Source organism: Lachnoclostridium sp. An181 (assembly GCF_002160325.1).
In the GTDB taxonomy this organism is placed as follows: Bacteria; Bacillota; Clostridia; order Lachnospirales; family Lachnospiraceae; genus An181.
Genome location: NZ_NFKJ01000005.1, coordinates 116,802 through 131,569, shown reverse-complemented (window position 1 = coordinate 131,569; position 14,768 = coordinate 116,802). Strand labels below are relative to the sequence as shown.

Annotated in this window: 14 protein-coding genes and 3 pseudogenes; 15 read left to right on the top strand and 2 right to left on the bottom strand. The window is 42.0% G+C overall.

Annotation, left to right across the window (positions count from 1 at the left end):
• Positions 1-236: 236 nt before the first annotated feature.
• The 5 genes and pseudogenes from B5F18_RS05265 to B5F18_RS05245 all read left to right on the top strand — a co-directional run bounded on the left by B5F18_RS05265 (position 237) and on the right by B5F18_RS05245 (position 4,018).
• Positions 237-653 (top strand): YjdF family protein, encoded by a 417-nt coding sequence (locus tag B5F18_RS05265; RefSeq protein ID WP_087156624.1) that lies wholly within the window; start codon positions 237-239, stop codon positions 651-653.
• 62 nt (positions 654-715) lie between these two features.
• The gene (locus B5F18_RS05260) at positions 716-2,977 is read left to right on the top strand and encodes a hypothetical protein (protein ID WP_087156623.1); all 2,262 of its coding nucleotides are present in this window, start codon (positions 716-718) and stop codon (positions 2,975-2,977) included.
• 11 nt (positions 2,978-2,988) lie between these two features.
• Positions 2,989-3,332 (top strand): annotated as a pseudogene (locus B5F18_RS05255) (DUF3795 domain-containing protein).
• A gap of 92 nt (positions 3,333-3,424) precedes the next feature.
• A pseudogene (locus B5F18_RS13055) lies at positions 3,425-3,532 on the top strand (DUF3784 domain-containing protein); the annotation flags it as partial.
• A gap of 72 nt (positions 3,533-3,604) precedes the next feature.
• Entirely contained in the window at positions 3,605-4,018 is a 414-nt protein-coding gene (locus tag B5F18_RS05245; protein WP_087156622.1) for a DUF3788 domain-containing protein, read from the top strand.
• A 505-nt stretch (positions 4,019-4,523) separates the two neighbouring features.
• On the opposite strand, the gene B5F18_RS05240 is transcribed toward B5F18_RS05245, so the two are convergent.
• A complete protein-coding gene (locus B5F18_RS05240; protein WP_087156621.1) occupies positions 4,524-5,036 on the bottom strand; it encodes a helix-turn-helix domain-containing protein in 513 nt (170 codons plus the stop codon).
• Between the two features lie 199 nt (positions 5,037-5,235).
• Between B5F18_RS05240 and B5F18_RS05235 the strand changes: the two genes are divergently transcribed.
• The 6 genes from B5F18_RS05235 (at position 5,236) to B5F18_RS05210 (ending at position 8,564) form a co-directional block, all read left to right on the top strand.
• Entirely contained in the window at positions 5,236-5,415 is a 180-nt protein-coding gene (locus B5F18_RS05235) for a DNA-binding protein (RefSeq protein ID WP_442911365.1), read from the top strand.
• A gap of 2 nt (positions 5,416-5,417) precedes the next feature.
• The gene (locus tag B5F18_RS05230; protein WP_087156619.1) at positions 5,418-6,527 is read left to right on the top strand and encodes a site-specific integrase; all 1,110 of its coding nucleotides are present in this window, start codon (positions 5,418-5,420) and stop codon (positions 6,525-6,527) included.
• A complete protein-coding gene (locus B5F18_RS05225) occupies positions 6,518-6,847 on the top strand; it encodes a plasmid mobilization protein (RefSeq protein ID WP_087156618.1) in 330 nt (109 codons plus the stop codon). Before B5F18_RS05230 ends, B5F18_RS05225 begins: the two co-directional genes overlap by 10 nt.
• 93 nt (positions 6,848-6,940) lie before the next feature.
• Entirely contained in the window at positions 6,941-7,951 is a 1,011-nt protein-coding gene (locus tag B5F18_RS05220) for an AAA family ATPase (protein WP_087156617.1), read from the top strand.
• A 66-nt stretch (positions 7,952-8,017) separates the two neighbouring features.
• Positions 8,018-8,251, top strand: coding sequence for a complexin-2 (locus tag B5F18_RS05215; RefSeq protein ID WP_087156616.1), 234 nt, complete (start codon positions 8,018-8,020; stop codon positions 8,249-8,251).
• 73 nt (positions 8,252-8,324) lie between these two features.
• Entirely contained in the window at positions 8,325-8,564 is a 240-nt protein-coding gene (locus B5F18_RS05210; protein ID WP_087156615.1) for a hypothetical protein, read from the top strand.
• A 286-nt stretch (positions 8,565-8,850) separates the two neighbouring features.
• Here the strand turns inward: B5F18_RS05210 and B5F18_RS05205 are convergent, their stop codons facing one another.
• A complete protein-coding gene (locus tag B5F18_RS05205) occupies positions 8,851-9,477 on the bottom strand; it encodes a TetR-like C-terminal domain-containing protein (protein WP_087156614.1) in 627 nt (208 codons plus the stop codon).
• Between the two features lie 198 nt (positions 9,478-9,675).
• Between B5F18_RS05205 and B5F18_RS05200 the strand changes: the two genes are divergently transcribed.
• The 4 genes and pseudogenes from B5F18_RS05200 to B5F18_RS12975 all read left to right on the top strand — a co-directional run.
• On the top strand, positions 9,676-12,822 hold the full coding sequence (locus B5F18_RS05200; protein WP_087156613.1) for a YhgE/Pip domain-containing protein: 3,147 nt from the start codon (positions 9,676-9,678) through the stop codon (positions 12,820-12,822).
• Positions 12,823-13,317: 495 nt separating this feature from the next.
• A complete protein-coding gene (locus B5F18_RS05195) occupies positions 13,318-13,521 on the top strand; it encodes a site-specific integrase (protein ID WP_158229568.1) in 204 nt (67 codons plus the stop codon).
• Positions 13,506-13,892, top strand: a complete 387-nt coding sequence (locus tag B5F18_RS05190) for a hypothetical protein (RefSeq protein WP_087156612.1) — start codon at positions 13,506-13,508, stop codon at positions 13,890-13,892. Before B5F18_RS05195 ends, B5F18_RS05190 begins: the two co-directional genes overlap by 16 nt.
• Positions 13,893-13,909: 17 nt before the next feature.
• Positions 13,910-14,315: pseudogene (locus tag B5F18_RS12975) on the top strand (plasmid recombination protein); the annotation flags it as partial.
• Between the last annotated feature and the right edge of the window lie 453 nt (positions 14,316-14,768).

Below are 14,768 nucleotides of genomic sequence, written 5' to 3'. Positions count from 1 at the left end.
ATTGAGGGAGTGTTGGAATGGTAAAATGGGGATGTGGAGACATGATATACCCTTAATATATATGGCTATATAATAGAAAATGTGATAAAATCAAGGAGCAAAGATAAAAACGCAACGTAAGAGGAAATCTCTTACAGAGCCGGTAGGTAGCCCGGCCGCACCATCTGGTGTAAGTAACCCTCCCTCCTTAGGGTCGTCCGTTCTTTGTTCATACAATCATTTAAGGAGGAATTGTCATGGACAAAGTATCAGGGAGACTGACAGTATTTTTTGAGGAACCATTTTGGGTAGGTGTTTTTGAACATATATCGGAGAGAAAATTAACTGTATGCAAGGTTACGTTTGGAGCGGAGCCGAAAGATTACGAGATATATGATTTTGTTCTGAAAAATTACTATCGACTGAAATTTAGTCCGGCTGTGGCAACTGATGTAAAGGAAGCTGGGCGTAATCCGAAACGGGTACAGAGGGACGTGCGGAAACAGGTACAGAACACCGGGATAGGAACGAAGTCGCAACAGGCTTTGAGATTACAGCAGGAGCAGTTAAAAACTGAACGTAAGACTGTGAGCCGGGAACAACGGGAAGCAGAGAAAAAGCGACAGTTTGAACTGAAACAGCAGAAAAAGAAAGAAAAGCATAGGGGCAGGTAACTGTCCCTATGCTTTTAAGCCGATGGACAAGAAAAACTAATTAAAGGGGTAAATAATGTCCAATGAATTATTTAGAGCATAAAACACAGGTAAAATATGTTGACGGTTTGCTGGCACATTCACAAGAATGGCAGTGGTTAATAGATGAAATACAAGAGCGATTTGAAATTAAAGAAATTACTTCTTGGGAACAATATATTGCTGAGAGTGTTTGCATAAGAAATGTGTTTGGTTATTTTGTAAAAATACTAAATGTATGTGATAAAGACTGGATATATACCAAAGAAGAATTTAAAGAAATATGGGAAATTGCAAAGTTTTATATTGGAAATATTAGTGTCAATGATTGTATAGATAAAATATTGCATAATCAATGTAAGCTTTTCTTTTTTTGCGTGTGGATAACGAAATTAGAGAATGGAGACAATAATTTTGACTATTTGTATGATATTCGATTACTTAATCAAAGGAATTATTTTGAATTGATTAAGTGTGATTCGCTATTGGAAGTTGAAAAGCAATTGATAGGTTACACGGACACTATTTCCGTATCAGGGTTAGACATTCCTTTGAAGAATTTACATGATAATCTGAATCAGGTAGAATATCCATGTAATATTGATTTCTTATTGCGCTATGAAAAAGAGATTTTAAATTATAATGCCTTTTCTTATCAGCATATAGATGGAAAGGATTGTCAGACGTGGCAAGAAGTATTTTTGTTAGATATGCTGCGGGTATCGTTTAAAAAGAAAAGTATACAGCCTATGTTTTCGGGAGAAAGTGGATCTGTTCCAGATGTATCCATGTGGAATAAGGATATTTTAGATGTTTTAAAAAAATATTTTAACCATGTGATTGCAAATTTTATTTTAGATTCTATTGCATATATGGCATTTGGCATTGAACCAGTAAAAGAGGTAAAAATGCTCCATTGCAATCTTTTGATGAGAGCGATTGAATCAGGCGAGAAAAGCTATAAAATTTTTTCAAGTTCGTCTTATCGTATTTTGTCTTATTTACATCAAGATAAATTGATGAGAGATTGTAATAAAGAAAAAGATTATATTAAATTTTTAAGAATAATACAGGAATGGAGAAAACCATCTTGGATTATGAACATTAAAGAAGATGGATATCCTGTTTCTAAAGAGCAAAGAACTATAGTAACGGAATTTCTCACTAACAAATTTAAGGAGATAGACAATGTTTGTACAATAAATGACTTGCTTAAATATCTGGAAGATGAAACCAAAACAAAGCAAATTAGCACAGAATATCTTCAAAAAGTCAGTGAAAAGTTTAAGAAATATACAGAGAAAGACACAAGTATTATTGTATCTTCGGTATACTATGCCTACATGATTTTTTTGATTAATATTAATCAAAAAAATCAATATGTAGATAAACGTTATGTTCAGAAAGAGATGATACATACACAAAGGGTTTGGCAAGAAAACATATATGAAAAACAGTGTAAAAATATGCATACGTTTTCATATGAGCATGAAATTAAAACAGAGGATCTTATGAGATTTAGTGATATATCATTGCTAAATCCAATTATTTTTGCTAAAAATTGTATCCCTTCTTCAGAAAAAGCAGTATTGGATGTAATGGAAAATACGTCTGAATATCCATTAGCTCATTTGTTCCGTGGAATGACATTAAGCCCTATCTTTCCTACAGAAAAAGATAAAATAGTCTATGAACGTCATGACATTGATAAAATGCTTTTAGAGTATGTAAATGAATTAAAGCGTAAAAAGGGTTATAAATTATTAAACCAGCTCGAATCGGAAGTGTATGTATCCAGTATTCATGATAGATACAAGATGAATACACAAAGCGCCTTATCTATGTTTATAAAAGAAGAAGATTTATATAATGCTGTAAGGAAGTATACAAAAATAGAGTTATTACCATATTCCAATACGATATCAGTAGCATTGGTGACACAGTTATTTCCAGTGTTAGAGATTAAGATACGAGAATTAGTTACATTATTTGGAATTTTCCCTTTTAAAAAAAATATAGATGAGTTTATGCAATATAATGACCCTAGTTCATTGTTGCGAGAGTTATTGATAATGGTTTTTGATGAACAGCATAGCTTTGAAAACGTACCAGATTTGATGTTTGTTTACAATATTATGTATAATGGTAATTCATGTAATGTGCGTAATGAATGTATTCATGGTAGAGATTATTTATCTGGAGGTCAACTTAGATTCGCATTTCGAGCAACATTATTTGCGATACATATGGTGGAGTTTCGAATAAATACAATTAAAGAAAATGTTAGTGATATTATCACAATTTAAGGAGATAACCTATGAAAGATATGATTGGATATTGTGGGCTTGATTGTGAAAAATGCAATGCATATATTGCAACAGTCAATGATGATCAGGATCTGCGTGAGGAAACGGCAAAACAGTGGGCAGATTTGAATAGTGCGCCTATTTTGCCGGAACATATTAACTGCGAGGGATGCCGTGTGAGAGGCGTGAAAACAGTATTTTGCGAGAATCTGTGCGAAATTCGGAAGTGTGCGCTAAAAAAAGTGTTTCCACTTGCGGAAACTGTCCTGAAATAGAAGTCTGTCCCATTGTCGGTGTAATTCTTGCAAACAATCCTTCTGCTATGAAAAATTTGAAAGGGAATTATCAAGAGTAATAAAGTGCAAGTTTTGAGGTGAATAAAAATGATTGCAGAAAGAGTGATTCTCTTTTTGCGGTGATGTTTTTCGTTATCAGTGTTTTTTATTTCAAGGAAAGGGGAAATGGTTAATAGCTGGCTATAATACATTGCCGAAAGAAGAACAGAAAAATATGATGAAAACAAGTTGTGTAAATCAGTGGGGTGTTTGTGCATAATATGCTGTGTTATGCTTTGTATTTTGGTATATTTGTTCACAAAAAGAAACTAATATTTGAGGAGGAAATACAATGCTTGAAAATATACCATCACAATCAACTATGATCGAATTACTTGGACAATCTTTATTTGTGGTTTGGAAAGAGTTATGTTCGGCCATCGATGAAAAATATGATATGGAAAGATTGTGGAATACAGGTGGTAAAAATTGGACCTATGAGTACAAATATCGTAAAGGTGGAAGAACTCTTTGCTGCCTATACGCAAAAAGTAACTGCGTTGGTTTTATGATTATTTTTGGGAATGATGAAAGAGAAAAATTTGAAGATATAAGAGATACACTTTCAGATTCCATCTGCAGGCAGTATGATGAGGCGAAAACATATCGTGATGGGAAATGGGTGATGTTTGAACCAACTAATACTGCTGAATTTGATGATTATATGAAACTGTTAATCATTAAAAGGAAACCAAATCGGAAATAATATTTCCGGTCTGACAGAGTAAAAATAACGCAAGAAATTTTAAATTTTTGGAAAATTTGACTCGATGTAATGTTACGCTTTAGAGTGTGTGGAGCGATTAAATTGTTTTTGTTGTATATAATTACATGGTGCTAGCGCCATGTAGATAGGTGATTAAGGAGAAGTATTTGTGATACCCGTATGATACCTGTTTGCTTGGAAACTATGAATAGGGCGTGAAATTTGGATATTTTGAATATAAAAATTGGCAAAAAGCAATTACATATTTAACAATTAAGTTATAGTTGCAGGGAGTTCGAGTAAGTAAAGGAATCTGAGAACCCGCATAAAAAGGGCGTTTGAGACGTATTAGAGTTCCGTTTGATAACAAAATGATAACACTGGCTGAAAGGCATTTATTCATTTCCCGCCAGAGGTTATCAGGTGAAATCTAACTGAAACCAATAGAAAAGGTCTTACTGAATTGAGTGAAATCAATTTGGCAAGACCTTTTTTGGTGGCTTTTTTAATCTGTATTGCTTTCAGCTTTCCGCTTTTCACGAAGAGCGTCCAGATCCCGGCGGGTCTGTTCCCACTCCATTTTGGGATAGGTATAGCGCCACTGATCGTATTCTTCTTTGGTGATCTCGCCGGACTCCAGTTTCTCTGCTTGCTGATACCATGCGTTAAACATATCCCACATACTGTGGTAGGTCATTCCGGTGTCTTTGTCCAGTCGGAGGCAGAGTTCGCCGTCCAGTTTTCCGATTTTCAGACCACGGGTATCTTCCAGTGTAAAGAGAGTGTGCATAAGTCCAATATCCGTGTCAATATCGGGAACATTCAAAGCGTGAGGCGATACCTCAAAAATCTGTGCCAGTGCGTTTAAATATTTCTCTTTCGGGCTGCGTGCGCCTTTTTCATACTGGGCGATACGGACGTCTGCCTGAGAGTCGCTAAAACCCAGAAGTTTGCCCAGATATTTCTGTGTAAAGCCACGGAGCAGCCGGAAATAATGGATTCTTTCGCCAATAGCCATAACCATTCTCCTATCTGAAGTCTTTTGATAGGTTGAGTATAACATAAAAGTATAGGAACAATCAAGAAAAACCAATACAAAAAAGTATAGAAATTTCTTTAAAACCACTTGACCAATACAGAAAAGTATAGTAATATGCGACTATACAAAAATGTATAGAACAAATAAGAAAGAGAGGTAGCCTATGGAGAAAATGTTTATGCGAGTAAGCGAAGTCATGGAGGCACTGGATGTTTCCGAGTCTTATGCTTACAAATTGATCCGAAAACTCAACAAAGAACTGGAAAAAACGGGATGTGTTACGATCCCCGGCAGGATTGACCGCAAGTTCTTTTATGAACAGTTTTACGGTACACAGTCATACGAAGGGAGGAATTAGAAGTGCCGGTATACAAAACTGAGAAAAATGGAACATGGTATGCAATGGTGCGCTATAAAGACTGGAAAGGGGAGCGTAAGCAGAAATGCCAGCGTGGGTTTGCTACTAAGCGGGAGGCGCAGGAGTGGGAACGGCAGTTTCAGTTACAGAAACAGGCAAATATGGATATGACATTAGAAAGTTTCTGCAAATTGTATGAGGCAGACGTGCGTCCACGATTGAAAGAAAACACATGGCTTACAAAGGAAAGCATTATTCAAAGCAAAATTCTTCCCTATCTGGGGCAAAGAAAACTGTCTGAGATCACGGCAAAAGATGTGATCGACTGGCAGAATGAAATGCGGAGTCAGAATGGGAAAACAGGCAAACCCGTATCTCCCACCTATCTGAAAACAATCCACGGACAGTTGAGTTCTATTTTCAACCATGCGATCCGTTACTATGATCTGAATATCAATCCGGCGAGAAAGGCAGGAACAATGGGAGCGGAGGAAAGCAAGGAAATGTTGTTCTGGACAAAAGAAGAATATCTGAAATTTGCGGAGGCAATGATGGACAAGCCGCTTTCCTACTATGCTTTTGAAATGCTCTACTGGTGTGGGATCAGGGAGGGCGAGCTGTTGGCACTGACGCCAGCGGATTTTGACTTTCATAACCAGACGGTAACGATCAATAAATCCTATCAGCGGTTAAAGGGCAGAGATGTGATTACCAGCCCGAAGACGAAGAAAAGTAACCGGGTGGTTAAAATGCCTCAATTTCTGTCTGAGGAAATGGAAGATTGTATGAAGCTGTATTACAGCCTGAAACCAACAGACCGCCTGTTTCCGGTGACGAAACACTATTTATCACATGAAATGGACAGGGGATGTAAGGCTGCCGGGGTAAAACGGATCAGGATCCATGACCTTCGTCACAGCCATGTTTCCCTATTGATAGATATGGGGTTTACTGCCCTGGCGATTGGAGACCGGGTAGGACACGAAAGTGAAAAAATCACTTACCGGTATGCACACCTATTCCCCTCAAAGCAGACAGAAATGGCAGACAGGCTTAATGTTGAGAGAACAGGGAACAGAACAGAGAAAGGAGAAAACAAGGAATGTCAGTAAAAGTTTTGGATCGGCAGGGGCGTTGGAGAAATAAGATTGTAGCGTTCCGGGTATCGCCGGAAGAAGATGAACAGCTTGAGGCGGCTGTGCGGCTGTCAGGATTGACAAAGCAGGATTATATTATCCGCCGTCTGCAGGAAAAAGAAGTTGTAGTGGTTGGAAATCCGAAAGTGTATAAAGCTCTGAAAAATGAACTGGCAAAGGTACTGGAACAGTTGGAACGCATAGAGGCAGGCGCTGGCGTTTCCAGAGACTTATTAGATACGATTGAACTAATCACAAATACAATGCAGGGTATGAAAGATGAAAAAAGCCTTTAAGTGTCGGCAAACACCTAAAGGCTGGGACTTGGTAAAATACCAAAATCAATCTATCTGTATTCTACCAGAGTCCCATAATGCTTTCAACCGGAAATGGAGGTAAATTTGAAAAACCGAAAGGCAGAGCCGGGACTCCGGCTGATCAATATGGAGGATGTTGCGGTGGAGCAGGTGGAATGGCTGCTCTATCCGTTCATCCCTTATGGGAAAGTAACAATTATTCAGGGCGATCCCGGAGAGGGCAAAACGACAATGGTATTGCAGATCATAGCAAAGCTGACAAAAGGCGAGCCTGTACTTCCGGTAAAGAAGGGAGAGGAAGAACCCACAGAAAAGGCAAACGAGCCAGTCAATGTGATTTACCAGACCGCAGAAGACGGGCTGGGAGATACTATAAAGCCCCGTCTTCTGGCGGCAGGGGCAGACTGCTCTAAAGTGCTTGTCATTGATGATAGTGAACAGCCGTTGACAATGTTAGATGAACGTCTGGAACAGGCAATCCGGCAGACAAACGCTCGTCTTATAGTCTTAGATCCGATCCAGAGTTTTCTTGGAGCAGAAGTAGATATGCACCGGGCAAATGAAATCCGCCCGCTGATGAAGCGGGTATCTGTGCTGGCAGAAAAATACCACTGTGCGATTGTACTGATCGGTCATATGAACAAGAATAGCACCGGAAAATCTTCATATAGGGGGCTTGGTTCTATTGACTTTCAGGCGGCGGCAAGGAGTGTTCTGATTGTAGGGCGTGTGAAGAACGAGCCGGAAACAAGAGTAGTTTGCCATGTAAAAAGCTCCCTTGCACCAGAGGGAAAATCAATCGCTTTTCGCTTGGATAAAGAGAACGGATTTGAATGGATCGGGGAATATGACATCAGTGCGGATGATCTGCTGAGCGGCAATAACCGTGGGCAGAAGATAAAAGAGGCGAAAGAGTTCCTGCTCGATATATTGGCGGATGGAGCAGTTGAACAGAATGTAATCCTTAAAGAGTCGGAAAGCCGTGGCATTAAAAGGAAAACGCTCTGGAATGCGAAGAAGGATCTTGGCGTCCAGTCGATAAAACCCGGCGGACACTGGTCGTGGGTATTGCCGGAACAATAATTCAACATGGCAAGATTACCATTTCTTTAGGAACAGGTAATGTTGCCACCTTGAAAGGAGCTTTGGATGAAACAGGTACAGATACCACAGGAATTGTTTGTGCAACTGATCCACTATCATCTGATGGAGGACGACAGCTATATGGATGAGATAAGGATAGGATTGGAGAAGAAATTAGATGCAATGGTATTGCGTGAGTTATATGGAAAGGCTAAGACTGCACCAACAGAGACGGAACGGAAAAAAGCCCGGCAGGAATATCTGGACAGGCGTGGGATACCTGACAGTTTCCGCTGGTAAAGTTTCCTTTGATGGTATGAGACAGGAGCGTGCACGCTCCTGTGATAGCGGACAAGGCGGAAGGAGGGATTTTATGATTATCCAGCCGGAACGTGGAACACGGAATATAAATGAAAAATTTTATGAGATGGAGGCGAGACAGATTGCTATGCTCAATGAAATTTTTGGAGAGGTAGAGCTGACAAAAGGAGAAATGCGGACACTGGTATGGCTTGCAGGATGGGAGGAAAGCACAGTGGCAAATGTGGCGTCTGCAATACGAAAAGCGATAGCGGCGGAAACAAGGCGGCTGAATCAGCCGCTCCGTCCGTAGGACAGATAAGCTCCCGGCAGGGCGCAAAGGCAGCTTTTGACGGACGGAACGGCTGTCGAAAGTGCTTTTGAGTTACTTTCGGCGAAAGTAACAAAGCCTGTGCGCCGTATCCGGCGCTGATTACTACCCGACAAGGGAGAAAGGAGAGTTATTGAAGAGGACAATCAGCTTTATGACAGGGAAAAGGAGGAAAAAATCAAAGAACTGAAGGAAGAGTATCAGAAAGCTCTGGAAAAGCAATAAAAATCCCGGTCAGACACAGATCCTGAAGAAGTGTCTGCCGGATCTATTCCGGCAGAGGGCTTTTGGAACCTGACAGAGGTGTCTGTGAGGGCGTGTTATCAGGATACATATGACGGAGGGCGTTCATGATCAGCCGGAAGGTGAGCTGGGCCATATATTGAGGCGTTTCATCGGTATCGGATGTTAGCCAGGTTTTCACCAGACCGATGCAGCCGGAAAGACAGAAAGAATAGGAATATTTCAGGTCTTCAATAGTGTCCGGAAAAGTCCGGCGCAGTACGTTAAGACTGTGGGTGGAAATCAGATTTTCAATGCGATGGATAAACGCGATATCCCCGTTTGGCCCCAGCAAGGCGTTGCAGATATCTTTGTTTTCTGCCAGGATATGAAAAATATCCTCAATAAAAGGAAAGCTGGATTCGTTAAAGGGACTGACCGGATGATTCTGAATGGTCTGGCGGATCTCTTCCAGCAGTTCTTCTTCAATGGTGGAAAGCATATTGAAAATATCCGTATAATGGAGATAGAAAGTAGAACGGTTGATATCCACTTCCTCTACCAGTTCTTTTACAGTAATTTCTTTAATACTTTTTTCCTGCATAAGTTTTGCAAGCCCTGCTCGAAGCTGGGCTTTTGTTTTGCGGATTCTCCGGTCAGTTTTTTCTTTCATAGATTTCTCCTTTCGAAAATATAAAAAAATTATAAACCATAGACACTAGATAGACATTTTGTCTATTAATAGACGCAACGAAGGATTATTGTCGGTTGTAAGGTATTTATAACCCTAGTATAATGCAGTATGTGTAAATAATCAACATAGTATCTATTAAACTATAACTAGTTGCGCAGACAGAAAGGAGACAGGAGAATGCTGAAACTAGAGTGGAAAAAGCTACTGAGTAATAAACTCATGTTGGTAGTTATTGTTGCGATTATTGCAATTCCTACCATTTATACCACCCTTTTTCTGGGATCCATGTGGGACCCTTATGGCAATATGGACAAATTGCCCGTGGCTGTGGTGAATGAGGATAAACCGGTAGAATATGAGGGAGAAACATTAAACATAGGAAAAGAAATGGTGGAGAATCTGAAAGAGGACAGTTCTCTGAATTTTTCTTTTACAGATAAGGAAAGGGCCCGGCAGGGGCTGAAAGACGGAAGTTATTATATGGTCATTACCATACCGGAGGATTTTTCAGCCAATGCAGCCACCCTTACCCGGGAAAAACCTGAAAAAATGGAACTTTCTTATGAAACAAACCCGGGTACCAATTACATTGCTTCTAAGATGAGCGAGACAGCTATGGAGAAAATCCAGAGTTCTGTCCGGGAAGAAGTTACCCGCACCTATGCAGAAGCGGTTTTTGAACAGATCGGTAAGGCCGGGGACGGAATGGAGGAAGCGGCAGATGGTTCCGGGAAGCTCCAGGAGGGAACTCGGGCACTTGCCTCAGGAAATGAACAGATCGAAGAGAATTTACAGGTTCTGGCAGATAGTACTCTGGTATTCAGAGATGGCAGTCAGACCCTAGAAGAGGGACTAAAGACTTATACAGATGGAGTAACAGCCGCAGACAAGGGAGCACGTGAACTTCAGGATGGGGCCAGTGAACTGAACAAGGGGACGAAAACCCTGGACAGCGGGGCAAAAGAACTTGCCGGCGGAAGTGAAAGCCTGGATGCAGGAGCCCAGTCCCTGGAAGAGGGCATGGGACAGTTAGAAGGAAAGATCCCGGGACTTTCTCAGGGAGTCCGGGCATTATCCCAGGGGTCTTCCCAGCTTGCCGCAGGTGTCAAGACAGCGGGAGAGGGAAGCAAAAGTCTGAAGGCAGGAGCTGAACAGACAGACAGGGGTCTTGCATCTTTACAGGAAGGACTGGATCAGCTGAACAGTGCAGCATCCCAGCTTCCCGGGCAGACACAGAAACTTCAGGAAGGTACAAATGAGGTCTATGAAGGGGCAGCTCAGCTTTCCCAGGGAATGAAGCTTCTGGAAGAACAGGTAGTCCCCGGCATTTCTGCCAGTATTGATCAGGTAAACGGACAGCTGCAGGATGGAGGAAAACAGGTTTTTGACTCTGTGAAAGAGGGCGCGGACCAGTTAAAATCCAGTGCCGATCAGCTCCTTGCGGGGATTCAGGGAACGGAGAGCATGTCCCAGGAAACAGGAAGTGGGGACCAGCTGGGCGATACTTTAGAGAGGAATGCCCAGGAAGCCGGAAACCAGGCAGAGGCAGCCCAGGCTGCGGCAGAAAATCTGGGAGGTGTGGAAAGTACAGACGCCTCTTATTTAAGTGATTCCTTGCAGCAGGCAATTGATTCAGGAGATATAGATGCAGTGGCATCCGTTGCCTGGGAGGCAGTGGCAGCTGCACAGCAAAACGCCGATGCAGCCAATGAGGCGGGAAACCGTCTCCAGGAAGCTTCTCAGGCTCTTGGGAACAGCAGTGCCGCCCTGTCTCAGGATCAGCAGACCATGGCAGAGGCAGCCCGGCAGGCCCGGGATATGACCGGGGCCGGTTTGGCAGGGGAAAATTCTACAGACCTGAGCAGTGTGGTAAAGGGTCTTCAGGCATTATCAGAAGGTCTGGGACAGTTGTCTGCTCAGACAGAAACAGCCGGAGAACAGTATCTGGCAGGAGTGGACAGCGGCATGGAGCAGCTGAAGAGCGGAATCGGCACACAGGTTGGAGACAGTCTGTCTCAGCTGAGGGAAGGTGCTGACCGTCTTACCCAGGGAAGTGGAGAAGTGAACCGGGGAGTAGAACAGCTGACTGAGGCGGCACCTGCACTTGCCGGCGGAATCCAGAGTGCAAAGGATGGAGCCGGAGCACTGAAGACACAGGGAACGGAAGCACTGGTACAGGGAGCCGGGCAGCTGGATGAGGGATTTGGCCGTCTGGTACAGGGGAGTTCTGATCTGGATAAAGGAGTACAGGAAATGCAGGGACAGCTTCCGGCTCTTTCCCAGGGAGTGGAACAGCTGTCCCAGGGAGCAAAGGATCTGAAACAGGGAACTGGAAGTCTGAAGACAGGAGCCCAGACCCTTTCTCAGGGAGCAGGAACTCTTTCGGCGGGTATGGATACCTTGGTAGCCGGAACCAGCAAGTTGTCCCAGGGAACCGGCCAGCTTATTGCAAACAATCAGGCTCTTCTTGGAGGAGCGGTACAGCTGGAGGACGGAGCCTCCCAGATCAGCAGCGGAGCTTCCCAGCTTCATGATGGAAGTAAAACTCTTGGATCCGGGATTGAACAGCTGGCGGAAGGAACTAGGACTTTAAAAGACAGTCTGGCAGAGGGGGCAAAACAGATCCGGGATACGAATAAAGGAGAAGATACGGCGGATATGTTTGCAGCTCCTGTGGAAACAAAAGAAACACAGATCACCAGGGTAGAAAATAACGGCCATGCCATGGCCCCCTATATGATGTCTGTGGCACTTTGGGTAGGCTGTATTGCCTTTAGTCTTATGTATCCGCTGACAAAGTACAGCGGAAAGCTGAAATCCGGTCTGGCCTGGTGGGGAAGCAAGGCATCGGTACTGTATCTGATTGCCCTGCTCCAGGCAGCGGTGATGATCTTTATGCTTCATCTGTGTGACGGTTTTGAGCCGGTGGAAATGGGGAAAACCCTGGCGGTGGCCTGTCTGGCTTCGGTGGCTTTTATGTCTGTGATGTATTTCTTTACCAATACTTTTGGCAAAGTGGGAAGTTTCCTGATGCTGGTATTTATGGTGATCCAGCTGGCAGGTTCTGTGGGAACCTACCCCCTGGAACTGTCCGGAAGCTTTGTCCCTTATCTTCATGACTGGGTACCGTTCACTTATACGGTGGAAGCCTTCCGAAGTACCATATCAGGAGGAGAAAGTATTCAGGAAGCCGTAATATTCCTGACCGTTTTGTGGATCGTCTTTACCCTGCTGACCATTCTGGAGTTCCAGATCCGAACCCTTAAGATGAAAAGAGGAAAAAGGACTCTGGATAACTGGTTAGAGGAAAAGGGACTGGCATAAGAGAAAAAAGAAGGGAAAGGACTTTGTACTGCCTTTGAAAAGACAGTGCAGGGTCCTTTTTTTCGGCCATTCATACACTATAATTTATATAAGGTATGATATGGACAGACAGCGGGAACGGAAGCCTTGTTTATGAGCGAGGTCAATTCCTCATAATTGGCGCGGCACTTCCTTAAAATCATCATTGTCAGACAATTATAATTACTCATTCATGCCTTGATTACCATTATCGATACATTACCGTAAAATCAAGGATTTTAACCGCGATAGCGGCGCGAATGCGTCCTTGATTTTTTGGAAATGTATTGATATTCTTTGAAACTGCATGAATATACAACGCTGATTTTAGGGAATCATAACGATGAAAATGGGGAAAATTGCTCGCCAAAAAACAAGCCTCCGGGATTTTTCTTCAGACACCCTCCCCGGACAGTAAAAGGATAAGAAGGTATCATTGGAATTGTATGAACAGATAGGAGAAAAATGGAGGGGCCTATGGAATATAATAAGGAACAACAGGAAGTCCTGATCCAGGACTTTATTGATATGCTTTTTGTGCAGAGAAACTTGTCATCCAATACCCTGTATGCCTATAAAAATGACCTGCAGAATTTTTCCAGGTGGCTGGAAAGACGGCATTACGGGGATATCAATGACCGGAGCATCTATGAATATTTTTTTATATGCAGAATGAGATAGAATTAGCACCCCGTTCTATCCGCAGAAAATATGTTTCCATTCAGCAGTATTGTGATTATCTCAGAATGGTTTTGAACTTAAATGAGATTTTCTTCCGGTTCACGGCCAGAAAATTTCAGTTGCCAAGGACATTGCCCAGGACATTATCCAGGGAAGAGATTAAAGAGCTGATTCTGGCGGCTACTTTCCAGTATCAGCAGGCCTGGTCAGAATATAAAGAAAGACTGGCTGTCCGGAATATGTGTATAATCGAGCTGCTTTTCTGTCTGGGGCTTCGGGTGGGAGAACTTTCCGCTCTGGATATGGCAGATTACTGGCCGGAAGAGAATACAGTGCTGATTCGTGGAAAAGGGAGAAAGGAGAGTTATTGAAGAGGACAATCAGCTTTATAACAGGGCAAGGCTTTGTCAACCACAACAGCAGAAAATTCCATGCAAAGAATACAGATCCGAAACGGAGTCACTGGAATGTGGAATACTGCAATCAGGATATTCAAGAAATATACCATGAATTATTTGATGAGGCACTTGAAAGGTATAATGTAAAGCAGACAAGGAAAGATCGAAAATCATTATGAAAAAATCCGTTCTGGAAAGCAGGAAAAACCATTTCATGAGATAATCCTTCAGATTGGAAATAAAAATGATATGGGAGCGGAAACGCCTGATGGACAGATTGCAGCAAGAATATGGGATGAATATATAAAAGGTTTTCAGGAACGGAATCCTGCCTTGCGTGTGTTTTCCGCTCATCTCCATCTGGATGAGGCAACACCGCACCTGCATATAGATTTTCCTTAATTGATACAATTAATTTTTATGTGGGAAAAGGGTATGATTCGCTAGAGGTGATATATACTTTATTAAGCTATAATGAGTTTAAACATCAAATGATATTAGAACTTAAAGACAATAGTAATAAAGCGTTACTTATTGGAGATGATTTTGCGAGTGTGGTATTGGGAAGTGGTTGTATTGATTAATTTGCCAAATGCTAGATTTAAAATTTGAAATATAGCTGTAATTTTGATAACAAAATCGTGATAACAGATTGATAACACTAGCAGAAACAGGCCATAGAGATATGACAGTTGGAAATAAATAAAATCAAATAAAACCAAATCTCCTATACAAAACTGTATAGAACTAAATTTAATTTTGCGAGTTCGAATAGTAAACAAATTGAGAAAACCCTTATAAACATGGCGTTTGAGAGCAAATAAACTTCTATTTGACAATAAAATGATA

What these genes read in the sequence shown, in the direction of transcription:
- B5F18_RS05210 (WP_087156615.1), top strand. Translation starts at nt 8,325, where the DNA reads ATGATTATCCAGCCGGAACGTGGAACACGGAATATAAATGAAAAATTT.
- B5F18_RS05190 (WP_087156612.1), top strand. Translation starts at nt 13,506, where the DNA reads ATGCAGAATGAGATAGAATTAGCACCCCGTTCTATCCGCAGAAAATAT.
- B5F18_RS05260 (WP_087156623.1), top strand. Translation starts at nt 716, where the DNA reads ATGAATTATTTAGAGCATAAAACACAGGTAAAATATGTTGACGGTTTG.
- B5F18_RS05220 (WP_087156617.1), top strand. Translation starts at nt 6,941, where the DNA reads ATGGAGGTAAATTTGAAAAACCGAAAGGCAGAGCCGGGACTCCGGCTG.
- B5F18_RS05195 (WP_158229568.1), top strand. Translation starts at nt 13,318, where the DNA reads ATGGAATATAATAAGGAACAACAGGAAGTCCTGATCCAGGACTTTATT.
- B5F18_RS05200 (WP_087156613.1), top strand. Translation starts at nt 9,676, where the DNA reads ATGCTGAAACTAGAGTGGAAAAAGCTACTGAGTAATAAACTCATGTTG.
- B5F18_RS05265 (WP_087156624.1), top strand. Translation starts at nt 237, where the DNA reads ATGGACAAAGTATCAGGGAGACTGACAGTATTTTTTGAGGAACCATTT.
- B5F18_RS05215 (WP_087156616.1), top strand. Translation starts at nt 8,018, where the DNA reads ATGAAACAGGTACAGATACCACAGGAATTGTTTGTGCAACTGATCCAC.
- B5F18_RS05245 (WP_087156622.1), top strand. Translation starts at nt 3,605, where the DNA reads ATGCTTGAAAATATACCATCACAATCAACTATGATCGAATTACTTGGA.
- B5F18_RS05225 (WP_087156618.1), top strand. Translation starts at nt 6,518, where the DNA reads ATGTCAGTAAAAGTTTTGGATCGGCAGGGGCGTTGGAGAAATAAGATT.
- B5F18_RS05205 (WP_087156614.1), bottom strand. Translation starts at nt 9,477, where the DNA reads ATGAAAGAAAAAACTGACCGGAGAATCCGCAAAACAAAAGCCCAGCTT.
- B5F18_RS05235 (WP_442911365.1), top strand. Translation starts at nt 5,236, where the DNA reads ATGCGAGTAAGCGAAGTCATGGAGGCACTGGATGTTTCCGAGTCTTAT.
- B5F18_RS05240 (WP_087156621.1), bottom strand. Translation starts at nt 5,036, where the DNA reads ATGGCTATTGGCGAAAGAATCCATTATTTCCGGCTGCTCCGTGGCTTT.